Below are 26937 nucleotides of genomic sequence, written 5' to 3' on the forward strand. Positions count from 1 at the left end.
CAGCTTTCATTGGTATTGCTGTCCTTTTTCATTCAGGAATTTATCATACCAAATTTTCATGTTAAATAAAATCATTGGGTTTTCTGTAAAGAATAAACTCATCGTTGCGTTATTTACTATCGCACTCATCATATATGGGGTTTTTGAACTTTTTAAACTTCCCATAGATGCCGTACCCGACATTACCAACAATCAGGTACAGATCATTACTGTAGCCCCCTCCTATGGCGCTACAGATATCGAGCGGCTCGTTACTTTTCCGGTAGAGCAGGCCAGCAGTAACATTGCCGGCATCAAAGAAATCAGAAGTTACAGCCGCTTTGGCTTATCCCTGGTTACCCTTGTCTTTAACGACGATGTAGATGTCTACTGGGCCCGTCAGCAGGTATCAGAGCGGCTCATTGCGGTACAGGAATCCATTCCGGATGGGATAGGAAAACCCGAGATGGGGCCTATTTCCACAGGACTGGGGGAAATCTATCAATACGTAGTCAGGCCAAAAAAGGGTTACGAAAGCAAGTACGACATTACCGAGCTCAGGACCATTCAGGACTGGATTGTACGCCGGCAATTGCTTGGCGTTCGTGGCGTAGCTGAGGTCAGCAGTTTTGGAGGCAAGCTGAAGCAATATCAGGTAGCCATTAATCCCGGAAAGCTACAGGCCCAGCAGGTTACCATTGCAGATGTATTCCATGCACTGGAAAGCAATAACCAAAACACCGGCGGTTCCTATATAGAAAAACAATCTACCGTACTCTATATCAGAAGTGAGGGATTAATTGGCAATAAAGAAGATATTGAGAATGTGGTGATCAAAAATACCGGTGGGAACACGCCCCTGCTGATCCGTGATGTAGCCGAAGTCACCATCGGCGCGGCCACCAGATACGGTGCCTTGACCTATAACGACGAAGGTGAGGTATCCGGGGCCATCGTGATGATGTTAAAAGGAGCCAACAGCAATGTGGTGATTGAAGACATCAAAGAAAAAATAGCAGAGATTCAGAAGACCCTGCCTGAAGGCGTAATTATAGAACCTTTTCTGGACCGTACCAGCATGGTCAGTAATGCCATTAATACCGTAGAGACCAACCTATTGGAAGGCGCACTTATTGTCGTTTTTGTACTGGTACTTTTTCTGGGCAACTTAAGGGCAGGTTTACTGGTCGCTTCAGTGATTCCGCTATCTATGCTATTTGCAGTCATTATGATGAACCTCTTTGGAGTCAGCGGAAACCTCATGAGCCTTGGGGCACTCGACTTTGGATTGATTGTAGACGGAGCGGTCATCATTGTTGAAGCTGTGATGCACCAACTTAGCCACAGCAAAAAATTTGGCGGACTGACGCTGCTTTCCCAACACGATATGGACAAAGAAGTTAAAAGTGCTTCTTCCAAGATGATGAATAGCGCAGTCTTCGGACAAATCATTATTTTAATCGTATACCTTCCGATTTTTAGTTTACAGGGTATAGAAGGGAAAATGTTTAAACCTATGGCCCAAACCGTAGCCTTTGCCCTTCTAGGAGCATTTATACTCTCGCTTACTTATATCCCAATGGTCAGCAGCATCTTTCTGAGCAAGAAGATCAAACTGAAACAGAATTTTTCAGACCGCATTATGGCCAAAATTGAAAACAGGTATAAATATGTGCTGACCAGGGCTTTAAAGATTCCAAAAATCATCATTACTACTGTGGTCGTCTTGTTTGTAATGGCTGTTTTTCTACTCAGCAGATTAGGGGGCGAATTTATTCCATCCATCGAAGAAGGTGACTATGCCGTGGAAACCCGTGTTCTTTCCGGCAGCAACCTCAACACCACCATAGAAAATGTACAGAAAGTAGCTGGTATTCTGAAAGCCCGTTTCCCGGAAGTCAAAAATATTGTCACTAAAATAGGCAGCAGTGAAGTTCCTACAGAGCCCCTGCCAATGGATATGGGAGATATGATCATCAACCTTAAAAACAAATCCGAATGGACTTCTGCAAAATCATTTGAAGAACTTTCTGAAAAAATGAGTGCCGCAGCCACTGAAGTACCAGGTGTAACCACCAGTTTCCAGTTTCCGGTACAAATGCGTTTTAATGAACTGATGACCGGTGCCCGTCAGGATGTGGTTTGTAAAATCTTTGGCGAAAACCTGGATACGCTGGGTATTTACGCGAAACAACTTGGCAACATTGTCAAAAACGTCCAGGGAACCACAGAACTCTATGTAGAACAGATCACAGGCACACCCCAGATCGTGATCAGGTACAACCGCGTTGCAATCGCTCAATACGGGTTGAACATTTCAGAAATTAACAGAAACATCAATGCTGCCTTTGCGGGTCAGACTACCGGGCTGGTTTTTGAAGGAGAAAAGCGATTTGACCTCGTTGTACGCCTTCAGAATGAACAAAGGCAGGACATCAAGGACGTACAAAACCTGTTGATCCCTACGCCTGCAGGCACCCAGATTCCTCTAAATCAGGTGGCAACAGTAGAATTGGTAGACAGCCCAAGTCAGATTCAACGGGAGGATACCAGGCGCAGGATTCTGGTAGGCTTTAATGTGAACGGGCGGGATGTTGAAAGTATTGTCGAAGAACTTCAGGAAAAAGTAACTGCCGGTTTGAAGCTGCCTACAGGATACACCGTTAGTTATGGTGGATCATTTGAAAACCTGAATGAAGCTAAATCCCGTCTTTCGGTAGCCGTACCGGTTTCGTTGGTACTCATTTTCCTGCTGCTTTATTTTGCTTTCAATTCCATTAAATATGGATTACTCATTTATACCGCTATTCCCTTATCAGCCATTGGCGGGATTTTTTTACTGGCACTCAGGGGCATGCCGTTCAGCATTAGTGCAGGAGTAGGCTTTATTGCACTATTCGGGATTGCAGTACTCAACGGGATTGTACTTGTAGCTGAATTTAACAGGATTAAAACAACAGGAGAAACAGATATGAAAAGTATAGTTACACAAGGGACAGTAACGCGGTTAAGACCTGTACTCATGACCGCCTTCGTCGCTTCTCTGGGTTTTTTGCCCATGGCATTAAGCAATGGCGCCGGGGCTTCGGTACAACGTCCGCTCGCTACGGTAGTCATAGGTGGTCTGATGATTGCCACCCTGCTTACCCTTTTTGTCCTGCCTATTCTTTACATTGCTTTTGAGAAAGGCATTAAAACCAAGCGCGCTAAACAAGCGATTACTGCCGCCTTGCTGTTGTTCGCCTTTTTACCGGCACATGCACAAAGACCAATTACAATTGAAGAGGCCCTTGATAGTGCCACTACCAATAACCTCCTCATAGCAAATAGAAAATTAAGGGCTGAGCAAGCCAAACAACTCATTAAAAGCGGGAATACCATTTCCAAAACTGCGATCAATGCAGAATATGGGAACTTCAACAGCCCTTTAACCGACAATAAGCTCAGCATCACTCAAACCCTGAGCCTGCCCTCAGTTTATAGCCGGCAAAGGAAACAGCTCACTGAAGAATGGAAATCAGCCCTGCTCAACGTTGATCTTCAGGAAGCAGACATCAGGAAAATTACTAAAAGCATATTCTATGAATTGCTTATCCTTCATGAAAAAGAGCAGCTATTGCTGAAAATGGATTCCACTTATACCACATTTTTGCGCATTGCCGCACTGAGGCTCAAAGCCGGTGAAAGCAATATGCTGGAAAGGGCAACAGCAGAAAATCAGCTCATACAGATCAGGGTCCAAAAGAAGGTGCTTCAACAGGAAAAGGAATCACTTCAACAGAAATTCCTTTTATTGCTGCAGACCAGGGAATACCGCATTCCAAAATCTGAGTTTTTTAAATTGGAGATGAGTGTATTGGATACTGTTGCATTGTCCGGTCATCCCTTGCTCCGGCTATCGCAGCAACAGGAAAGAGCTGCTGATGCTGCAATGCTGGCAGAAAAGTCCAGACTCCTGCCCGATATCAGTATTGGTTACGCCAACATGAGTATTCAGGATGGATTAAAATATAACAGGGCCAACAGGTTTCAATCTTTTCAGCTTGGTCTGGAAATCCCTGTTTTCTCGGGCGGGCAAAAAGCAAGAGTGAAATCAGCCAGGGCCTTTCAATCCATTACCAAAAATGAGACAGACTATATGAACCAGCAGCTAAAGGCCGAACTCCATACCACATTAACCAGTTTTGAACAAAACAGGGAAATTGTAGCAGAATTTGAGAGCGCCGCCCTAAAAAATGCGAAGGACATCACCAACACCCTTAATAAGCAGTTACAAAATGGAGAGATCAATTATCTGGAATGGACCATTTTGAACCAGCAGTCGCTGAGTACTCAGCTTGATTATTTTGAGGCCATAAAAAACCTGAACAACAGCATTATCAATTTGAATTACCTTTTATCAAAGTAACATGAAACCAAGAATATTTATATATGGAATTGCTGCAGTGCTAAACACGCTTTTATATGCATGTGGCAGCAGCAGTGCAGAACAAATTCCTAAAGAGCAGGCGGTAAACCCTGACGAAACCCTTGTTCAACTGAGTACCGAACAGGCAAAAATCATTAAGCTCAAAACAGCAGGGGTTACCTTACAAAACATCAGCGCTGTTCTTAAACTGAGTGGACAAATCGATGTTCCCCCTCAGAACCTGGTTTCGGTTAGCATTCCTTTGGGCGGATACCTGAAGTCGACCAATATGCTCCCCGGCACACAAGTCCGTAAAGGGCAGCTCCTGGCAGTTATGGAAGACCCGCAATATATCCAGTTACAGCAGGATTACCTGAGCGCAAAGAACAAATTGAACTATGCAGGCAAAGAATATGAAAGGCAAAAGGAGCTGAACAGTACCAAGGCCAGCAGCGATAAAATCCTGCAACAGGCAGAAAATGAATTCAGAAACCTCAGCATTGAAACCCGGGCACTGGCAGCAAAACTGAGCCTGATCGGTATCAGTCCCCGGCAACTAACAGAAAATTCGATTTCAAGAACGGTCAACATCCACTCTCCTATCAATGGTTACATCAGCAAAGTCAATGTTAATATCGGTAAGTATGTAACCCCATCCGATGTCATCTTTGAACTTGTAAATCCTGCAGATATCCACCTGAACCTTAAGGTATATGAGAAAGACCTGAGTAAAATTGCCATAGGACAACAGGCTGTTGCCTATAATAACGCCAGCCCTGATCAGAAATATAATACGAAAATTATACTGGTGAGCCATGCCTTAAATGAAGAACGCAGTGCAGAAATACACTGTCACTTTGAGCGATATGATAAGCGCCTGGTTCCCGGAATGTACATGAATGCAGAAATACAGGTTAAAAACACAAAGGAAAAGGTATTGCCAAGTGAAGCCATCGTAAATTTCGAGAATAAAGATTATGTTTTCGTACAGGAGGGCAGCCATAGCTTCCGGCTAAGCCCTGTTCAGAAAGGGATTTCGGAAAACAATTTCACCGTCGTAGGAAATCATCTCGATGATAAAAAGGTAGTCACCACAGGAGCTTATTCTTTGCTGATGAAGTTGAAAAACACCAGTGAATAGCAAATAAAAACCCCTGACTCTGGAGTCAGGGGTTTTTATTTTGCAGTCGCTAAATTTATCTGAGTATACCCCTGCCTATTTCTTTTTCTGACGCAGCAGCATGTTCATTTGGATCTATCTCATAGTTCTTTTTAACAAAATTATCAGTACGCTTATTCTGATCCTTTAACACCTCAAGGTTGATTTTAAATCCTCCATAATTTAAATATTTCTGATAATCAATCTTCTTTACTGTGGACGCATAGCTAAACAACTCCGGCAATGATGTCCCGGCCGTTTCTTCACAAACTTTTCTGAATTCTTCATCTGTAAAACCTCTCTTTTTTTCCTGATAAAATTCCTTGTACAGCCTGCGCATTACATCATCCAGTGATTTCCGGTTTTTTGTTTCCTGTCTGATCTTCAGATCCATGAGCAAGCCCAGAATACAACCTTTATCATAATAAGAGATGGTGGTATTTGAGGCATTATCATTTCTATTAAAGAACTGGATCCAGGTATCAAAACTGGCTTCAGTTGCAGATTGCAGCAGGTGTCCGGGTATATTTTCGTAATTGCGGATTGTCTTGCTGATCACCTTTAAAAACTCGTCCCGGTTTAGCAGCCCTGCTCTGTTTAGGATAACATATTCATAATAAACCGTAAAGCCTTCCGAAACCCATAACATCCGGGTAAGATTTTCTTTGTCATAATTGAATGGCCCGAGAGACAAAGGACGTATGGCTTTGATATTATACAGGTGAAAATACTCATGCGCCAGAAAAGACAACCACCTGTCATAAGATTCTTTAGTTTTCATCATGTAACTGGCCGAAGAAAACACAGCGGTAGAATTGCGGTGTTCCAATCCTCCTTGTCCGGGTCCCATAATGATGAAGGTATAATGTTTATAAGGAATATGTCCCATGAGATCGGTAGCCGAGGTTACAATCTTTTTCAGGTCTGCTATAAAAGTGGTCGTATCAAACATTTCCGGACTAACCATTGCCACGGTATGCTTCAATCCTTTCACATCAAATGTCATCGTTTTTTGATTCCCAATATAGATCGGACTATCATACAAAGTATCAAAATCATCTGCCCGGTAAGTATTGGGTTTACCTTTCAGCTCATCCAGTCCTGTAGAAACGGCAGTCCATCTATCTGAAAATTTCAGATTCACTTCTGCAGGATGGTTCAGTTCTCCTGAGAGGTGCATAAAAATTCCCGCCGGCGAAATATAGGCATGACTTTCGTCGAGAAAAGCATCTGCCACTGAAGACGTATGTGCAAAAACATCATATGAAATGATTACGATCTCTGCATTTTCACTGTCCACTTCCCAGTTATTTTTATCTACTTTTTCCCAATCCAGTTTTTTTCCTGAACCTGTTTCCGCCTTGAATCTGACTACATTTTTAGCAAAATTCATGATCCAGTAATAACCTGGCGTCCAGGCAGGGAGTTTAAAATTCAGTTTATCTTTAACAAAGCCCTCACAGCGCAATTCTACATGATAGTAATGAGACTGAGGATCTTCCATATTTACTTTAAACCGGAAAGATGGTTCTTTTGCTGATGAAACGAAGTAAAAGGTCACTATCAGGATCAGTGTAAGCAGCGTTTTTAAGGATTTATTCCGCATATTTTTAATTCTTTATCAAACGTAAATATTATGATCCTGATGTTACCGGCATATTTTAATCAAAATCGCTTCAATATTAACCCTTTAAAAAAAGAATTATTTATTTTTCGTCCGCGTAGCGTTTATTTTACATCCTCAGCATTGAGGATCGGCTACCTTTATTACAGTTATTTTATCCCGGATTTAAGATGACAGAACGCTTTCAGGAACATAAAGACAAGCTATTTGCTCTGGCTTACAAAATGACAAAAAGTGCGGCAGATGCAGAGGATATTCTTCAGGATATTTTCCTGGCTTTTACAACACAAGCTGTTTCAGGAATTCGTAATCCGGAGGCTTATCTGGTAAAATCAGTCGTCAATCGTTGTTTATCGCTCCTGGAAAAACGAAAACGACTGGTTTATCCCGGTCCCGATTTACCTGAGCCCTTATTTCAGGAACGTTTCCAGCATATGCACCGGCAGGATGTTTCCTATGCACTCGTGCTCTTGCTACAACAGTTAAATCCAGTGGAAAGGGCTGTATTCCTGTTAAGAGAGAGTCTGGATTATGCTTATCCGGAAATTGCAGAGGTATTAGCTATAGAAGAGGAGAATTGCCGGCAGTTATTGCATAGGGCAAGGAAGAAGGTCGCTGAAGGAAAGACCCGTTATATTCCTTCAGCAGAGGAAAGCAGTTCATTTATCAATGCCTTTTTACAGGTTTGTGCAGGCGGAAATGTACAAGAGCTGATGAAATGTCTTCAGGAAGACATCACCATCTATTCGGATGGTGGCGGAAAGGTATCCGCAGCAATGCAACCCATTTCCGGCCGGAAGAATTGTATGGCTTTCCTCAATGGGTTATACCAGAAATATGGAGAACAGCTTACGTTTAAATGCAGCGCCATCAACGGTGAAAATGGGATTCTGCTGTATGATAAAATAAACGGACATGTGGAGACCGTCATTGTCCTGGTTATATTGGACGGTCAGATTTCCACGCTTTATTTTATCCGTAATCCGGATAAAATCAGGAACCTCCAAAAAAAGCCCTGACGAACTGCAGGTATTCAGCTGGTACTTTTCTGAAATGGAAACTATCGGTATAACCGATTATGATCCCTATTGCGACCAACACGCCTATGCTACCAATGATCCAGGCTACCAAAGCTGATCCGGTTTTCAGGTAATGAATAGCAGCTACATGAAGGAATATGGCCAGTACGGCAAAGAAATAATAAGGAATAAAATAAAGCATTGCCGGATCATCATTTAGTCCGGCCGCAGCAAAGTTGAAATTGGTGTCCAGCTGCAGGTAACGACCATAAAGGACAGCGGCAACATGGGCAAGCAGGAAATAAGAAAGATACAAGCCAGAGTAAATCTGCAATTTTTCTATCCTGTTTTTTTTTCTCTTGTTAAAAAGCATGCTGATCCCCGTGATCAGCTGAAAGCTTACTGCCACCATCAGGAGGGTTTCCAATACCGGATGGCGGTATAGTTTCCTGAAAGTCTCCATCATTTCTATATGTGCAGCGGGACCGGCCAGGGAGTACAGCTGATTGAACAAATGAAATGCAATAAATACCGCCAGGGTAAGCCCGGAAAAATAATGTAGTTTCTTCGCATTAGACCGGGAGAAAAGGTTGTTTTTAATGGTTGTCATTTTTTCTGTTTTACCAAGGACAGGTAAAACAGAATTTTGTGACAACCATTATTTACTTTTTCTTTGTTTTATCTAACAATTCCAGGATTTTGTTTTCCAGGTCAGCTCCTCTGAGATTTTTTGCCAGAATTTTCCCATCCGGGCCAACCAGGAAATTAGTGGGGATGCTTTTCACCTGATACATTTCAGCAACCTCATTGTTGCCTCCTTTAAGGTCGGAAACCTGTGTCCAGCTCAATCCATCTTCTTTTATCGCCTGCAACCAGGCCTCTTTCTGTCCCGGATTATCCAGTGAAACTCCCAATACCGTAAAATTTTGGTCTTTATATTTGTTGTATGCCCTGAGCACATTTGGGTTTTCCTGTCTGCAGGGTCCACACCATGAGGCCCAAAAATCAATCAATACGTATTTACCTTTAAAATCAGATAATCTAACAGGCTTCCCATTTACATCATTTTGTGTGAAGTCCATAGCCTTCTGACCCAATGCCAATGCACCGGCTCCATTTATAGATTTCAGGAGCCGCTTACCAAGTTCAGTTGATTTCAAACGGGAAGAAAACGCAGCAAATTCCTTAGCCGCATTATCGGGATTCGCCTCGACGTTAACCGTACTCTTAAACAGGATTAAACTGTAATAGGAATCCCGGTTGCCGCGCATGAAATTGTTATTGATGTTCCTGATGTCCTGATCAAGTACTTTTAATTGCTTGTTAAACCTTTCGAGATAAGCCGTATCTTTTAATTGCTCAGGCGTCCCTGATTTATATTGAGCTACAATTTGTTGCGCCCGGAGCTGTATCTGATCGGCTGTAGCCTTACATTTTGCAATATCATCGTTAATAACAGATCCTTTTATAACTGCATTCCTGACAGAATCATTTTTTGAGGTCACTGCGATCGTTCCAGGTTCCAGGTAAAAATCCAGGATGTCTGAAGGCAGATTTCTGGCTCCGGCTTTGTAGCCGGGACTGCGTTTGATCTTAATATGCGCCTGTGTCACTTCAGACAGGGTACCTTTAAATGTAAAAAGCCCTCCGTTTATAGCTGTAGAATCTATTTTATTCCGGCCATTTACCGCATAATATAGAAATGCTTTTGCGGGAGGGGGCATTACGTTAAGACTGCCGTTTATGGTAAATTTTTGCTGGGCCAATGTCATCAACGGACACAGGCAAAGCAGGAGAAAAACTCTTTTCATAGTGGTATATAATTTATTTTTCGAGTAAGGTTTTAATCAGCGTATCCATTTCGTCGTTTAGCATGGAGTAAACACGCATGATGACTTCCCCATTCTTATCCAAAAGAATTTTTGTGGGATAAGTGGTAATGCCATAAGCCTTCACAATATCCATATTCTCCTTGCCTTCATCATTCAATACCTGTACCCAATCCGCACCATCCTTTTTAATTGCCGCCAGCCAGGCTGCTTTACCTTCAGTTAGGGATTTGCTTCGCTCATTAGCGACCCCTATGATTTCCAAACCTTTGTCTTTATAAGTTTTATAAAGTTCTTTTAAATGAGGATGACTTTCCCGGCAAACGACACACCAGCTGCCCCAAAAGTCCAGCAAAACCAGTTTCCCTTTATAGTCGCTCAATTTTACGGTTTTACCATACTGGTCTTTTCTCGTAAAGTTCTGAAGCTTTTTACCTGAAGGTGTAATTTTCAATTGTTCTATCCTGTTTCGGATTGACTGGGCAGCCAAGGTATTTTTAAGTCTTTCAGCCAGCTGCTGATAAGCAAGCACATAGCTATCTGAACTATACATACAGTTATTTTCCTCTAACAAATACAAGCTGACAAATGAGTTGGGATGATCCCGAACAAATTGTTGTTTCAGCTTCATCTTCTCCCTGGTTAAAGCAACCCCTTTGGTAGAGATTAAACCATAAAAAGCGGCGCTATCTTTTACCATATCCAATGTACTCAGTTCCTTTACCATCTCCATTTCTCCAATATCACGGCTAAGAATTTTATTCAAGGCATCGCAATCCTCTGATACATCAGCCTTACTGATATTATCTTTCAACAGGAAATTGACTACCTCCTGAGGTTCCAGTTTAATCATGGGCTCTTCAAGTTGGCCATTGCTAGCTTCAGAACCATCCCGGACCTTTAATTTTTCCATCAGCAGTGCGCTGTTCGGCCCCGGGCCAACAATCCTTCCATCCGGATCTATTAAGAAACTGGCAGGAATCATGGTCACATCATACAATTGGGCAGCCTTATTGACCGGAGCATTCAGATCCGCTACCTGTAACCAGGGAACATTATCTTCCTTCATGGCTTTTAGCCATGCGGACTGCTCCTTATCCAAAGAAACTGCAAGGATAGTAAACTTACCCGTAGATTTTAATTCATTATAGAGTTCCAATAATTTAGGTTGCACCGCCCGGCAGGGTTTACACCAGCTGGCCCAAAATTCCAGCAGTACATATTTGCCCCGGAGACTGGAGAGTTTAATCAACTTCCCAGTCTCATCCGGAAGACTAAAATCCGGTGCCAACTGTCCTTTTCGGATTGCCTGGTTAGCTTTCACGACTAAGCCCAATTCCCGTCCTTCTTTTGTTTGTCTCAAAGACGCCGATAATTTAGGATAGCTGGCAATTACAGCACTATCCCTTCCTCCAATTGCCCTCATCCAATCCAGGCTTACCAGCGAGGCCGGATGAGCACTGACAAATTCGGCCATAGCTTTCGCTTCCTCCTTCGTCGGGCCCAAACCCATTTGCTTTTGAGATGGTCTGATCCTCTTCTGGTTATCCAGATTTAAGGCAGTCCCCCATATTTTACAATGTGCCAGAGAATCCTTTCCTTCCACATGAACGACCCCGTTTTCAAGATAAACAGATCTCGAATCGACCTGATCATTGGCAGGAAATAAACCTTTATGCTCCAGTATGACCGTAGCTTCCATAGGTGAATCCACCGTACCTGAAAACTCAAAAGAGCCATGGTTAAGGCGGGCAGAATCAAGAATCATCGTAGAACCTACCTGATAAAAGAGATAAGCCTTTGCTTTCGCCGGAACATCCCTGACCATGCCCTTAATTTTAAACTTTTGCTGCTGACAAACTCCAATCAAAGGGAGAATAAGCATACCACACAGGAATATTCTTTTCATTATGTTATTATTTTGAATTACCAATGGCCTGTAAATCCAGGTTATATTTTGCCTTGTAATAATTGATGACTGCATTATATTTAAACTTAAAGCGGCCCTGGGGATCATTTTCCGGCAAGAAGATCGTTGCCTCGAGTTCCTCTGCTGTATGGGATACAATAGCAGTTATGTAATCCAGAAAATCATCACTGGCAGTCATTCCATAGGAATAGGTAAACACACCATATTCATTCTTATTGTAGTCCTGTACCATTCCATAATCTGTTGCGGCAATAAAGAGGTCAGGAAGTTCAACTTTTTTGGTAATGACCGCCTGTTTCCAATAGGCAATATGCAGCTCATTCTTCATTACAGTTAATTCCTGTTCTGTCAGATTTCCTAATCGTGGGCTGGCCTGACCAAAGGTAAAATGACTAAATGTACTGACTGCGTTAACAGGTGTAGCCAGCGTATCCGGCGCCACTACCCTTCTGATTCTGGAGGAAAGCAAAATTTTGTATGGCAATGAAAGCTTTAAAAACGGTTCAGTATAAAAGCTGAACAGTTTTTTATCCATCATTTCCAGGGATTGAGCGATATAATCCTGATCGCCTGGGTCTGCTGCGTATAGAATATTTGCAGAAATGTTCCACTGAAAATCCTTGTCATTGAATTTATAAAGGATATAAGTCCCATATTTCTTATAGAAATCCAGAATCTTATTATCGTATGGTTGGTTCCCCTGAGGGAGTTGATATTCGGGCTGTAAAGTATCCGGCTGAATCACCGGTTCCTTTTTACATCCAAGTGCCAGTGCAATCATCAGGGAAAGGAGAGAAAATAATAGTTTTAAGTTCATATGGCAATACTTATTGTCCGACACGAATGGCAGGTCTGGGGTTATCAACTAGACTTTTATTCAGGATTAACGCCTCCTTGGGTAGCTGCATCAAGTAGGCAGGGTCATGATCCTGAAGAGTGAATTTCAATTTCAGTCCTTCACTTTCATAAAAGTGATGACTGAAGGAAGGCATTCCATGACGCCTCAGATCGAACCATCGATGTTCTTCTTCCTCAAAAAACTCCCTGCGTTTCTCATCGTAACACTTTTTCAACAGGTCATCTGCATCTGTACTGGAAAGGTCTGCATATTTCTCTGTGGCGAACCGTTTCTTCCGCAACGTATTCAAATCTTTCAAAGCCAGTTGTGCATTTGCTATACTCCCTGATTTATTCAACTGAGCATAAGCTTCCGCCCGGTTCAGGAAAGCTTCTGATACCCGTAAGGCCTGTGCTGTTTTACCAGATCCCAGATTATAGCTTCGTCTTTTAATAGATTTCCCCCCTTTGATATAGATGCTCTTCCTTAAATCTCCATCCTCGTAAATAGAAAGCAAACTTTCTGAAAGCAAATAATTACCTCTATCATTGATCGCATGGTTACCATCAAAAGTTACATCATCCTGTTTCCCGAATGCCCATAATGTTTCGGGACTCTCCCCATTAATTATAGGTTTATTATTCTGATCCGGAGTTCCCCAGGTATTCAGATCAATAAGTGAAGGCTTATTGTTGATCACCACGGTTGCAGCTTCTATTGCCTTTTCCCAATTGCCCATATATAGATTTATCCTGGAGCTCAAAAGATAACCTGCCAGATAACTGATGCGATATACACCATTATCTTTTTTGTGTTTTTCCAGAAGGGCGATTCCCTTTTCGACGTCACTGAGAATTTGCTGATAAACTTCTTTTACGGTATTACGTGGTTTTCCTTCAAGTGACACACCTGAGGTAAGCATCAAAGGCACGCCCAGGTCTGTTTCAGGAGAAGAAAGCCGGTCAGTATAAGGCTTGGCATAAAGATTTACCAGTTTAAAATAATAAAATGCCCTGAGCAAATGCGCCTGTCCTTCCAGATTGTCTTTTTCGGCCTGCGTTCCCTTTACTTTACCGGAATAATCGAATGCTACATTGCAGATCTGTATGAATTTATAATAACCTGCCCAGGGAGCGTTTTCCCAAAAGCTTCCAAATAACATTTGCTCCTGATCCGGTTGCCAGGTATAAGGATAATAAGAAGCTTTTTTTCCGAAAACAAATTTGCGATGTTCCTTATCGTCATCATAGAAGCATTGAATACTGCTCACTCCTCCATATACGCCTTGATAACCTTCCCCCAATAACAATTCATTTAAAGACTCCACTGTTTTAGGGATAATTTCTGTTTGAGATTGTTCTTCCAAAAATTTTTTGCAGGATAAGGATATCGTACAAAAAAACAGGAGGCACAATACCGGTATATATTTTTTCATGTTCTTCAGGATTATTATTAAAATGACAAATTCACTCCGAGATTATAGGCCGGGACGATAGGTAAAGCTGTTGTTCCCACACCATCTATTTCCGGATCCTGCCCTCTCAGTTTTTTATCTGCAATTACAAAAAGATTGGTTACCGTAGCCGTTATCCCCATTTGTTTGATTTTCATTTTTTTCAACCAGCTTTGTGGCATGGAATATCCAATATTCATAGCACGACATCTCAGGAAATCCCCGGAAACCAGGTTCAGGTCAGAATGATCATACAGATAATACCGGCCATAACGGTTACTAACGGCAACATCAACCTGCTGATCAACTCTATCGGTAACAAACGCCGGTATGTTTGTAAAAGCTTCATCACCTGGTTTACGCCAGCGCTGTTCAAAAATTGCCGGCATATTTTGTTCTGGCATTGGGATATATTGATTTTCACCGGCATATACTGCATTTAATAACCTTGTGCTTCCCAGGCTAAAAGCAAATGAAAAACCAAGTGAAAATGCTTTATATCTGAAGGACGTGTGCAGGCCACCATCGATATCCGGTAAACGCTTACCACCTACTACCAGCGCATCCATAAAAGTTCTGTCCAGATAAGAACCGTCGTCATCAATCTTATTAAAAAGCGGCATGCCGTTAGAGGGGTTCAATCCTTTATAAGAGACTACATAGAAAGTACTGGCAGGTTGCCCCGTTACATATGCGGTTCCATTCAGATAATCATCCATACTATAGGGAAGGTCACCTACCCCTTGTTTAACAGCATTAAAGTTTTTAGCTACGTTTGCAGAAAGTGTCCAGCTAAAATTATCCGTTCGTATCGGGTTTAAGACCAGATTTGCCTCAAGGCCATGGTTGCGCATGGTCCCTCCATTCAGATACATGCTTGAAATTCCATACTCCACCGGAACCTTCCTGACGGTGATGATGTCAGATCCTCTTTTATCGTAATAACCCAGGGTTAAATCCACGAAGGAATTGAAAAGAGAGGTATGTAATTCCAGATTGTAGGACTTGGTTTTCTCCCATTTCAGGTCAGGATATGGCAATGATTTCAAATTAAGAATGTACTCCCTGGCAGCCGGATCAATAGGGGATCCGCCCTCTACCAGACGGGCAATAAGATCTGGTCCCACCGCGCCCACTACATTCCCCTGAAATCCATAAGATGCTTTCAGGTCTAAAGCATCGACTACTTTGCTATCTTTCAGCCAGGCCTCTTCCGCTATGTTCCAGCGGGCAGCCACACTCCATATTGGCAAAAACCTGCGATTAGCATATTGCCCGAATCGATTAGAGGCATCGGTACGAACATTTGCGTTTAAGATATACTTATCGGCGAAACTATACGAAGCTGAGGCAAACATTGATAAGCTATTCTCTACCGTGTTTGTTTTTTTGGGACTAAACGAAAGAAAGTAAATGGGCAATTGAACAAAGGATTCGCCCTTATCCTTTAAATATCCTGGCGTCCTTTCTGCAAAACCATCATACTTGAGAGACTTGATCTCTTGTCCAGCAAGAATATTAATCTGATCCCGGTCGCCGAAAATCCGTCTGGTATATTCTGCTGAGTTACGAAAGGTAAAATTATAACTGTTCATACGATCAGTCATCAACATTCCACCGAAAGGTAAAAATGACATCTGTTCCTCCATCCCTCCGGGAACCACACTTCCATAATCATAACCACGCATGGTTGAGATATAATTAGACCGTTCCGTAGCGTATTGTTCTGAACTGGAATGCTGCGTGCTAATACCCAACAGCGAATTAAACTTCAATCCGTCGATAATGCGGTAGTTAAGGCCAAGATTTGCATTGAGTTCTGTGACTTTCACCTTACTTCCACTTTCATTGATTTCATTTTTCACATTATAAGACATCGGGGTCCCATCGCCGGATAGATCGTAAGTAGGCATTTTGGTTGGATAAAATATATCCTGATCAATCGTCCTGCTTGTTTTCAACGCATAATCAAGTGGATTTACCTGAAGGTAGCCATTTGAGGTACGCTGGCTACCCGACAAGTTAAAGTCTAACTTTAAACGGCTGCTGAGATCAGCATTCAAGCCCAACTGCCCGCTAAGTCTATTTTGCCAGTCTTCTTTTGCACTGCCTTTGAAATTGTCATAAGAGAAAGAAGAATAGTGCCTCACCTTTTCTGTACCGCCGGAAAAGCTTACATTATGTGCCATATTCACAGAATTCTGAAACAAGACATCAAACCAGTCGGTATTGATGCTTTCATAACCAGCCACTCTCTTTTGAAACTCAGCTTCTGTAATTTTTCTGTTCATCAGGTCCTGAAATGCTCCTTCATAAGAAATGTTAAAAGGAGTTCCCGTATAAAAAAGGCCATCTTCATAAATTTCCCTTGAAAACCGGACCCTTTGCTGAGAGTTCATCAGTTTCATTCCGGTGTAGGATGGCTTTTGAGTAAATCCGGAACTAAAATTATAATTGATTACCGGTTTACCACTCACTCCTTTACGTGTAGTGACTACGATCACTCCGTTGGCGGCCCTGGTTCCATATATAGCCGTTGCTGAAGCGTCTTTCAGGAAGGTAATGCTTTCAATATCGTTCACATTCAAACCACTTACAGAATTACCGATATTAGCCGCTTTAGAAAAGGCACTTTCCTTTCCCATAATCAGATCCATATAAGATGAATTCGTCCCCATTACATTATCCGGATTACCATTACTTGGATTCTCTCTTACAATTCCATCGACTACCCAAATCGGATTGGCATTACCAAGTAAGGTCGAAGTTCCTCTTAAACGTAATTTTGGTACTGCATTGGGGCTGCCAGAGGTATTGACCACAGAGAGCCCGGGAACTTTACCCTGAAGCATTCCCGTAATATTTGGCACTCCCGGGACTTTGACATCTGCTGCTTTCAGGGTAAAGGTTGAACTTGCAGAAAGTCTTTTGCTGACCTCCTGGTAACCAGTGATCACCAATTCGTCCATGTCATGTTGTTCAGGCTCCAGCTTAATACGGACAACATCTCCCAGCTGAGGTTTTATGGTTTTCTTTCGGAAACCCACATAGGAAAAGGTAACGGAATTTCCTTCTTCGGCATCAATAGCGAATTTCCCTTCTTCATTGGTAATTGTGTTCGCCGGCGTTCCGGTTATATTCACAGTAACCAACAGGAGGGGAACATCGTTATTATCAAAAACCTGCCCCTTAATGACGCCTGCTTTTTTTTTCACCTCTTCCGGTTCCTCTTTTGGCCCAATCACCATGACATCGTCCTGCAGTACAAAAGTAAGATTTGATCCTTTTAACAAACGCCTGATCACGGGTCTCAAATCTTCATTATTTGCCTTAAAATCCATGGGGGCCGCCTTCTGAACCAGCTCCTGATTGTATACAATTCGTATAGATGTCTGCTTCATAATAGCTTGAATAATGTTTTCAAGCGTACCATTACGAACATTCAAAGTTACCTTCTTTGAATTTTTTTCCTGAGCAGAAACGGACAGGACAAAAACAAAGAGGAATAGGGTACTGTAAATTACAGTACGAATTATTCTATAATTCATTAGTTTGGTCTAGTTTGGTTTAGGTTTCGGGTCAATTAGTTAAGAAGTTTGCTCAACGTTTTGTCGAGCATTTTGGCTCCTGGATTATTGCTTTCGCGATAACCTGCACCAATAATTTTCCCGGAAGGATCGACCAAAAAATTGGCGGGGATTCCCAAAACTTTAAAGATTCTGGCCGCTTCATTCTGATCTGCTTTCAGATCCGACAACTGAGGCCATAACAATTGTTCCTGATCAATCATTTTCAGCCACTTCTCTTTATCCTTATCCAGAGATACGCTTAAAATTGTAAAGTTCTTGTCTTTATATTTAGCGTAAACAGATTTCAGTTCATCTAATTCAGATAGACAAGGTGTGCACCAACTTGCCCAGAAATCCACCAGCACATACTTTCCCTTAAAATCTCCTAAAGAAACTGTTTTACCATTTACATCCGGTTGGATGAAATCAGGTGCCTGTTTCCCAACCCAGTTTGTCGTCATTCCAGTTAGGTTAGAAAGCATCTTGGTGGTGATCTGGCTATTTTTTGCATTTCCAGTAAACTTATTTAGATAAGCAAGTTCCTCATCGTCCTTAAGCAAAGGAGAAAGGAGGGCATTTAATACGTAAGTAGAAGCGCCTACATTTAAATGTTCATCTAAATATTTCTTACAGCTCGCCACAGCCTTTTCAACCATCATCGTCTTCCGGGCGGTTTCCGATTTTACGGCATCCTCATCGCCCAACTTGCTTGCCTCTGCAATAATTGCATCAACGCTATCCATCTTCGATAAATCGTCCAAAGCAGGGCCCAGTATTCGTTTCATCTCTACCCATTCCTTAACAAAAGCATCCCCCTTCATATTCGCTGTATCAAAGCCCTTAGCATTGCCGGAAATGTTGATCTTCCCCGGCTCCAGGTAAATGAAAGTTGCAAGTCCTGATGCCAGCTGATCTCCAATTCCTGCCTGTAAAATAAAAATACTTCCTCCTCCATTCATTGGTTTAGAGAAGGAAAAACTGTTGTTTTTAACATAAGTAGAATCCGTGGTTGCATCAATGGGATTCCATAAATAGACCACTGTATTTTCTTTAAGGTCTGGCAAATTTGCTGTCAGCTCTAATCTTTCCTGTGCAAATACACCCAATGTTCCCATGGCCAGAGTGCAAATTGTTAATATTGATTTTTTCATTGTTGGTTAGTTTAGTTGATATAATTAGTTCATGGTTAGTTTAAATTCCTTGCCTTTAAGCAGTGTCTCATTTTCTCCGGCCCGTTTAAAGATCAGTGTGTATGGCAGCATCAGGCCGTCTAATAGTTTGTACTCTGCCATTTCCATACTCGTATAGGGCAGGTCTGGATCTAAATGCATCAGGTCTTCTTCTTTTACTTTAAGCCCGGTCTTCACGTCGTAATAATAGGCCCGTCCGGCAGCATGATTTTCATTTGCAAAAAGAACATAAACATCAGTCCCACTTAAGTTCCTGGTAGAATCAGCCAGTCTTAACTGATGTTTACCTGTATTCATTTCTAGTTCCGGAAACAGGCGGCACATGAGTTTAACCTGCAGGCTTTGCTTTGCATTGAGTTCTTCCGGAGCGCCAAACTTCTGGTAATTCACGTTTTCTCCATTTACCGTATATTTTTGTAATGGCTGAGCGAGGGGGGCAAAATCAAGTATAAAACTGTATTGATCAGGGAAGGAAGCGGTTTGTTCCAATGTATAAAGCATTTTCCCCTCCCCCCTGGTATATTTGAGAACGGCACTTTTTAATTTCAGAACTAAGGCCTTCCCCCCTATAGCTGCAAAATACCGATCAAGAACAGTTTGGGCAGTCATTCCTGCAGGCACCTTTTTTTGACTGGCATTTCCACGCCAGATATTATTACCCAGGTCCGTGTCCGGGAGTGCACGGTCCGGATCTAACTTTACCGAAATGACCGCAGTGGTTGAGGGGTAGTGAAAAGTCCATTCCGTACCTTTTTGCCAGACCTCTGCTGGCAGGCTGACTCTGTTTACCTGCCCGTTAAATTCTATAATCTCCAGCACCAGCGGCATCACCATTTTCCCTTTATTAACCAGCTTGATGTCTATTCCCTTTTCTGGTTGTTCATTTACATATTTGACATTTTCAATGGATTGGTCCAGGCTCCAGTCGTTCAGAAACCAGCTTTGCCAGAACCAGCTGAGATTTTCTCCGGTTTCCTTTTCCATACACCTGAAGAAATCAGCGGGAACCGGATGTTTAAACTTCCAGGCCTGAACAAAAGTCCGGAAAGCGTCATCAAAACGCTTCTTACCCAACACCTGTGTCCTCAATAAGTTCAGGGCCACAGCTGGTTTCATATAAGCCAGCAGCGCAAAGTTCTTATCGATCATCAGCTCATAAGGTGTTGCGACGGACTGACCGGGTTTAGCTTTTCCAAGCCAGTCAACCGCATCAGCCATCAAAAAAGCGGTCTCACCTTCCAGCACCTCTCCATTCACATGGTTGATGAAAGAATTTAATCCTTCCACCATCCAGGCCTGGCGACCATTACCTGCAATCATCATATTAAACCAGGAATGCCCCAGCTCGTGGTTTATCTTAGACCACACTCCGTTGGCCATACCGTCTGATTTATAATGAATAAAACTTACCCCCGGACCGCCTATACCTGTAACCGGGCCTGCAACATTGACCGAGGTTTCAAAAGGATATGGAGACCATAACTTTGAATAAGATTCCAACACTTTTTTCATCGTTTGCGCCGACTGCTTCCAGGTGTCATAATTACTTTCTACCGGATATAGCGACATAGCCATAACTACTTCTTTATTCGGCATGTCAACTTTCACCGCATCCCATATAAAAGACTTTGAGACCACAAACAATCCATCCCCCGCATTATCTGCGCTAAAATGCCAGGTTAAGCGTCCCGGGCCAGGCCTTGATGAACTCATGCCCGCTTCTTTAGCCGTACGAATCTGAACAGTCTGGTCGCTTTTTTTTGCAGCATGTAATCTTTCCAGTTGGATTTTAGTTAAAACCTGTTCCGGATTAAGGAGCTGCCCTGTACCCTGAACGATACATTCCGAAGGCACCGTAATTTTATATTTCAGCTTTCCGGGTTCGATATAATACCCGGAGTTTGAAGTGTTCCAACCTTCTATATCATCATAGACCAATATCCGAGGAAACCAGGAAGCAAACTGGTAGATTGTACCATTTACGGTTGGCAAAACACCCATAAAATCAGAGCCGTTTTTGGGAAGTATAAAATGATAATCGATACGGATACTCAGCTTAGCCTTCGTGTTTAAATCTTCCGGCAGTATGACCTTAAGCTGATCATTCATGATCTTATAGTCTACTTTACTCCATGTTCCGTCTTTATTATTTTTGATCATCACTTTCTCCAGCACAAAACCATCAGTGAACTCCATGATTCCAAAGCGGCTACCATTTAATGGGGTCAGCATGGTAGTTCTGGAATCTTTACGAAAGCGGTTCTGTCCCAGCAGGAACCAAAGCTCTGATAAGGCATCAGGACTATTATTAAAGTAACTTACTTCCTGAGTAGCTTTTAATTGACGTGATAGCGTATCAAAGTCTGCCGAGATCTGATAATCTGCCCGGTTCTGCCAATATTGAGATCCTGGTTTTCCGTTTACTGTCCGCAGGGCGTTTCCAGCCGGATACATCACTTGTTTAAAGCTTTCCAGTGGATTGAATGCTACAGGCTGTTGCCCACATACCGGACTTAGGCCTGCTATACAACAAACCAGAGTGAGCATATTTTTAAATAATCTGGTCATGCTTATCTTTTTTCTTTATACCAGCGATCGATCTTTTCTTTGAAAACAGGAAACATCGGATAATCCAAATAAGCATCGATAAAATTACCTTGCCGGTCTATCACCATATATCTTGGGTAAGTGTCCAGCTGATAGACATTTCTCAATAAACCCCATACCGGGTCTGTTTCTACATTTGGAATATGCAAGTGGATGCCCTTTTCCATATGGTGTTCTTTGATGTATTGCCTCCATGACAGCCCATCTTCAGGTTCAAGCGCCATTGTCATAAATACGATATCCGTACTATCTTTATAGCCCTCTGCAATTTTCTCAAAGAAGGGAAGATTCTCCAAGCACCCACTGCACCAGGTACCCCAGCAATCTATCACCAGCATTTTTCCTTTAAAATCAGAGATTTTAACCATTTTTCCATTCCAGTCGCGTAATGCAAAATCTGTAGCAGGTTTTCCAGGCATGAGATTAACCTGATAAGTATAGAACTGATCAAGTTCCTTCAGTATTTCAGCATCAGTGCATGCCAGTTTGAGTTTGGAATAGAAAGCATCCAGTTCAGGTGTTAATCCTTTCGGTCTGAACATCGCGCGAAATTCCGCTATCACATAACGTTGTATTACAAACTGGTTCCTGTCGGTTAACAGCAATTCCATTTTCTTTAATCTGGCATCTGAAGGTCTGGATTTGCCCGCCAATAAAATTTGCACATAGGAATCCATAGTATTCCCCTGACAAATGCGATTCAGGTTTTCGCCTTTAAAATTATATGCTTCAAGAAGAGCAGTATAAATTTCGGCAGAGATATCCTGTTTTGTTTCATGCGCCCTGTTAAAGGCCCCGATTGCCAATACCCGAAGTACGCTTTCATACCTTAAAAGTAAAGACCTTTCCTTCGGATCCTCGACTTTAGCTTTACGGATTAGCTGCTGTGCCTGCCTACCCTTTTCCAGGAAACATTTTCTTAATGCCTCAGCATCCATCATTTTAAGGTCTTCGACTGAAATCCTGTACAGGCTGCTGATCTGGTAAGGAATGCTTTGTTTAAAAGCATTGATCCCTTTAAATCTGGCAATATAAGCATGTCCCGCTATTCTCTCTTTTAGTAATTCAATTGATAAATTAACTACTCCTCCTTCACTAACCAATACTGGAATCTCACCAAAAGAGGCAATTTGCAGTTTAGCCGGAATTTTTCTTTTGATACTGGCCTGTCCCTGGTCTAACATGATCATTTCGGTTTCCTGCGCATGCTTACCTTTCAAATGACCAAATGCAATAAAAGGGGGCTTTGGCGAAGTAATTTTCACATTAAACCTTATGGTATTTTCCTGCTTATCAGCGTAGGTCTGCTTACTCATAGAAAACATAAAAATGAGCAGAGACCATAAGAATAGTTTTATTACATTCATTAGTTTAGGTTGGTTGGTTTTAGATATAGGCACCAAAACCATAAAAAAGGGTGAAAACAATTTGAATTATTTTCACCCTTTTTTATAAATAGAAGTTTATCGACGTTGTACCAGGATCAGATTCCCCTTAACCACAAAATTAACCTGATTGGTACTTAACCTGATATTATTCAGAATCTTTTGTACATCACCTTCATTTTTCGGCATATCGATGGTAAAATGGAGATTTTTAAGGGATTCATCCTGAAAATTAAAGTCAAGATCATACTCCCTTTCCAGGCGGGATGCGATCTCGCCCAACGAGTTGTTATTAAAGTAAATTTCTCCTTCTTTCCATGCGGTATAGGTCCTTAAATCTGTTTCATTTTTTTGCAGACTGCCATTTGAAACGGTATAAGACCCCATTTCTCCTGGCATCAGCGATATAAAACGACTTCCCGCTTCAAGATTTACCTTACCTTTTACCAAGGCTGTATGGACTACCGGGCCAAAAGAATTGACATTAAATGCTGTACCCAGCACCCTGATATCTAAACCATTAACATGAACCACAAAAGGTCTTTTTGTGTTGTGACTCACTTCAAAAAATGCTTCACCTTCTAAAGTCACCTCTCTTTTAACAGCAGAAAAACGTGTAGGATAGCTTATTTTTGAGCCAGCATTTATCCATACTGATGTACCGTCGCTTAATTCAACCTTGGTTTGTTTACCAAACGGTACTTCCAGTACATTCAAATTATGCTGTTTTTCGTTTTCTTGCGGCATAGCACTTTCTTTTTGATAAATCAGGGTATTATCCTTTAAAATTGCTCCTGCGTCTCTTAATGCCGCTGTCTTAGCCGGATCAACCGAAACAGTTTCCCCGTTATCCATCGTCAGTTTAATACCGGCTACAGCGCTGTCAGGGACCGGAGCTTCAGCTATGCGATAAAACCACAAAGCAGACCCAATAAAAGCCAGGAAAATGGCAGCAGCAACCCTCAGCCAATGGCGTTTGTTGCGATGAGTAACCAGCTTTCGCGTATTATTTTTTTCTTTATATCTTTCCTGCAACTCTTCCCAGCCCGCTTCTACAGGAAATCTCATTTCTGGGTCTGTTCTATTTAAATTCATATTTGTTTCTTCTGCCAGCAGCAACATCTCAAGCTCCTGCTGATTCAATTCATCATCCCCACGTCCATTTTCCTGATGGTCTTCCAAGTGCTTTAACAGCTTTTCCCAGTTTATTTTTTCTTCCTGATCCATAACCCTGTTAATAAAATCCTATCCACATATAAATGATCACCACTATCCTGATCAGTGACTTACATTCCTTTCTCAAAAACTCATATGATAATTTGATATGCGTTTTTACCGTATTCACAGAAATATCCAGCTGTGCTGCAATTTCAGTGTACTTCAGGCCCTCCTTATTACTCAGTAAAAATATGTGCCTTCTTTTCTCAGGCATCTGACCTATGATTTGCCAAAGTACAAGATCCCTTGCAGTTTCACGTTCCTCCTTGTCCTCCTCCAGTGTACAAGCCATATTCGCGCCCGTTTTTCTTAACAACTCGTCATTGTAGTCCACTTTCTTTGCCTTTTTTTTATAACTGAGCGAAGCATTTTTTACCGCTCTGAATGCGTAGCTCTTAAAGCTGGTCTGAACAGTGATCACGGAGATCTTATCCAGGCAATACAAAAAGAAATTCTGAACAATGTCTTTGGCAACATCCTCATCCTCTACCACCCTATATGCGACTGCACATAGAAAAGAATAATGCGCTCTGAATAAAGCTTCTATCTTGGAAAGATCTGCCATTGGCCTTGTAGTTTTATAATATCCCCGGTTATTTAACTGCAATAATTTTATTGATAATATCCAGACTCTTGTCAAGGTATAAGTCTGCCGAAATCCCCTCTATCCATTTTTGGTACCATTCGTTACCAGATACTTCACTATAATTCGCGATGCGCATCACACTGATCTTTTTTGCGTCCGGTAACTGGGCCGCATGTTCGATGTTCCGAACATAAGTTAACAATTCTGATTGCTGTTTACCGAATTTACTGTAGTTTAAGCTCACAGGATCCAGCTGATGTTTTGCTAACAATTTACTATTTTCATCTATAATTTTAAATACATCTTTATTTGCTGCCGCTTCTTTTGCCAGATTTAACATCTTATCCCAGACTTCCGCTTTGTGGGATTTAATATAAGCTGCGGCCGGGATACTATCCCAGGCCAGAGCAGTTATATTGTCACTTTCTTTAATTTTAAGGTAGGCTAGTTTTCCAGGTAATACCACATCTGATTGTACACCTTTTAGTTGTGTAGACGCGCCATTGATCCGGTAGAAATGATGTTGAGTCAGGCGCATGGAGCCATAGCTAACATTAGGGCTTCCCGTTATTTTATCTCCCATTTTACCCATTGGGATTGTTGCCTGGGCTGTTCCTTTTCCATACGTAGAGGGGCTGCCCACAATAATTCCCCGATTGTAATCCTGAATTGCAGCGGCAAATATTTCGGAAGCTGAGGCACTTTGCTCATTAACCATTACCACCAGTGGTCCGTCATATAAAGCCGAAGTTTTAGTGGTATGTATTTTAATTTCTTTAGGATCTTTAATCTGCACCTTTGGCCCCGGTCCGATAAAGTAACCAGTCATTTTAACCACTTCATCTAATGAGCCGCCGCCGTTGTTGCGCAGGTCAAAAACGATTCCTTTTACCTGTTGTTCTTTTAACCTGATGATTTCATTCTGGACATCATCTGCAGACCGGATGCCGTTTGGATTGTTCATGTCTACATAAAACTCCGGTAAATAAAGGTATCCTATTTTCTGCCCGTCTTTTTCGATTACCGCACTTCTGGCTCTTCCTTCTTCATCTTTAATTTCGGCTCTTTTTAAAGCTACAGTTTTTTCCTGCCCATTCATTTTCAACAAGGCAAGCGAGACTTCAGTATCCTTATCGCCCCTGATCAGATTAGCAACCTCTGTAATGGGAACTCCGGAAATATCAAGCATTTTACCGTTGGCATCACTAATACTCAGAATGCGATCATTCACATCTACCAACCCGCTTTTTATAGCCATACCTCCCGGCCTGAGGGCTTTAATGAATACATCACCTTCTTTATCCTGTAATTCCAGCCCAATGCCATAAAAGCGTTTTGCCATCTGACTATTCATGTTTCTGGTCTGAACAGGGGCGAAATACGAAGTATGCGGATCAACTTCAAGTGTTACGATATTCAGATACTGACTAAATTTTTCATTTACAGCAGAGGGGCCTGTTAAATTCTTAAATGTACCTGCCAGCCACTTGTCTACTTTTACACGGGCTTCCTTTTCCTGAACAGGGTTATTTGTTTTGCTTTTATCAAGATCCATCATTTTCTTTAACACCATGTATTTTGCTTTTTGCTGCCACAACCTTGTTAAAGCAGTCTGATTTTCTGCAAAATCGCGTAAAGTACCATTCAGTTGAACAGATTCGTTATTGCTAAAATTAAGAGGGGTTGCCAATATCTTTTTGTAACCCGCAGCTGCGGCAATTAGTCTTTGCTGGTAGATCTGATAAGCCGCGTTAAAAAAGGCGGCAGATCCATTATGGAGATCATCGTCGATATTCAACTCATATTTTTTCAATTGTTGAAAATCAGTTTTCAGCAATATATCTTTATTGGGGTCCAGACTTTCCAGGTATTTTTTCCAGACTATAGCAGAGAACTGATCATCGATAGCTTTAGGCTTCACATGTTTTTGCTCCAGGTTCTGAACTACGGCCAAAATGGTTTTCTTTTGCACTGCAACTGCATCCGGAATTTCCGTCTGTGCAGTTGCCATATTCAGCGGATCTAAAAAAAATGCAGCAATGCAGATAAAAATCCGGAAGCTATTGGATTGGTTAGTATAATTCATCGCGTTTTTAAGGTTCGTTACTGGTATAGGCGAACTGAACTCAAAAAAGGGTGAATC

General features: G+C 41.9%; 16 protein-coding genes. 3 read left to right on the top strand and 13 right to left on the bottom strand.

Annotated elements, in window-relative coordinates:
- The first annotated feature begins 58 nt into the window (after positions 1-58).
- Positions 59-4387 carry a CusA/CzcA family heavy metal efflux RND transporter gene (locus BFS30_RS04080; protein ID WP_069378098.1) on the top strand — a complete coding sequence of 1443 codons (4329 nt, stop codon included), beginning with the start codon at positions 59-61 and terminating at the stop codon, positions 4385-4387.
- Position 4388: 1 nt separating this feature from the next.
- On the top strand, positions 4389-5528 hold the full coding sequence (locus tag BFS30_RS04085) for an efflux RND transporter periplasmic adaptor subunit (protein WP_069378099.1): 1140 nt from the start codon (positions 4389-4391) through the stop codon (positions 5526-5528).
- A gap of 55 nt (positions 5529-5583) precedes the next feature.
- Here the strand turns inward: BFS30_RS04085 and BFS30_RS04090 are convergent, their stop codons facing one another.
- Complete coding sequence (locus BFS30_RS04090; RefSeq protein WP_069378100.1) at positions 5584-7152, bottom strand: M61 family metallopeptidase; 1569 nt, start codon at positions 7150-7152, stop codon at positions 5584-5586.
- Positions 7153-7340: 188 nt separating this feature from the next.
- On the opposite strand from BFS30_RS04090, the gene BFS30_RS04095 reads away from it, so the two are divergent.
- On the top strand, positions 7341-8189 hold the full coding sequence (locus BFS30_RS04095) for a sigma-70 family RNA polymerase sigma factor (RefSeq protein ID WP_069378101.1): 849 nt from the start codon (positions 7341-7343) through the stop codon (positions 8187-8189).
- On the opposite strand, the gene BFS30_RS04100 is transcribed toward BFS30_RS04095, so the two are convergent.
- The 12 genes from BFS30_RS04100 to BFS30_RS04155 form a co-directional block, all read right to left on the bottom strand.
- Complete coding sequence (locus tag BFS30_RS04100; RefSeq protein WP_069378102.1) at positions 8164-8799, bottom strand: hypothetical protein; 636 nt, start codon at positions 8797-8799, stop codon at positions 8164-8166. The genes BFS30_RS04095 and BFS30_RS04100 overlap by 26 nt on opposite strands.
- 52 nt (positions 8800-8851) lie before the next feature.
- Positions 8852-10000 carry a TlpA disulfide reductase family protein gene (locus BFS30_RS04105; RefSeq protein ID WP_069378103.1) on the bottom strand — a complete coding sequence of 383 codons (1149 nt, stop codon included), beginning with the start codon at positions 9998-10000 and terminating at the stop codon, positions 8852-8854.
- Positions 10001-10013: 13 nt separating this feature from the next.
- Positions 10014-11927 (bottom strand): TlpA disulfide reductase family protein, encoded by a 1914-nt coding sequence (locus BFS30_RS04110; protein WP_069378104.1) that lies wholly within the window; start codon positions 11925-11927, stop codon positions 10014-10016.
- Positions 11928-11934: 7 nt separating this feature from the next.
- Entirely contained in the window at positions 11935-12765 is an 831-nt protein-coding gene (locus BFS30_RS04115; protein WP_069378105.1) for a hypothetical protein, read from the bottom strand.
- A 10-nt stretch (positions 12766-12775) separates the two neighbouring features.
- Positions 12776-14221, bottom strand: coding sequence for a RagB/SusD family nutrient uptake outer membrane protein (locus BFS30_RS04120; protein ID WP_069378106.1), 1446 nt, complete (start codon positions 14219-14221; stop codon positions 12776-12778).
- A gap of 17 nt (positions 14222-14238) precedes the next feature.
- A complete protein-coding gene (locus tag BFS30_RS04125; RefSeq protein WP_167353127.1) occupies positions 14239-17640 on the bottom strand; it encodes a SusC/RagA family TonB-linked outer membrane protein in 3402 nt (1133 codons plus the stop codon).
- Positions 17641-17822: 182 nt separating this feature from the next.
- Positions 17823-18959: a TlpA disulfide reductase family protein gene (locus BFS30_RS04130; RefSeq protein ID WP_083251955.1), complete on the bottom strand. Its 1137-nt coding sequence runs from the start codon at positions 18957-18959 to the stop codon at positions 17823-17825.
- Between the two features lie 24 nt (positions 18960-18983).
- Positions 18984-21566, bottom strand: a complete 2583-nt coding sequence (locus BFS30_RS04135) for a M1 family metallopeptidase (protein WP_157262871.1) — start codon at positions 21564-21566, stop codon at positions 18984-18986.
- 2 nt (positions 21567-21568) lie between these two features.
- Complete coding sequence (locus tag BFS30_RS04140) at positions 21569-22921, bottom strand: TlpA family protein disulfide reductase (protein ID WP_069378110.1); 1353 nt, start codon at positions 22919-22921, stop codon at positions 21569-21571.
- A 147-nt stretch (positions 22922-23068) separates the two neighbouring features.
- Positions 23069-24217, bottom strand: coding sequence for a FecR family protein (locus BFS30_RS04145; RefSeq protein WP_069378111.1), 1149 nt, complete (start codon positions 24215-24217; stop codon positions 23069-23071).
- A 7-nt stretch (positions 24218-24224) separates the two neighbouring features.
- The gene (locus BFS30_RS04150; protein ID WP_157262873.1) at positions 24225-24773 is read right to left on the bottom strand and encodes a sigma-70 family RNA polymerase sigma factor; all 549 of its coding nucleotides are present in this window, start codon (positions 24771-24773) and stop codon (positions 24225-24227) included.
- A gap of 28 nt (positions 24774-24801) precedes the next feature.
- Positions 24802-26880, bottom strand: a complete 2079-nt coding sequence (locus tag BFS30_RS04155; RefSeq protein ID WP_069378113.1) for a carboxy terminal-processing peptidase — start codon at positions 26878-26880, stop codon at positions 24802-24804.
- Positions 26881-26937: the final 57 nt, after the last annotated feature.

The organism is Pedobacter steynii (assembly GCF_001721645.1).
Classification (GTDB): Bacteria; Bacteroidota; Bacteroidia; order Sphingobacteriales; family Sphingobacteriaceae; genus Pedobacter; species Pedobacter steynii_A.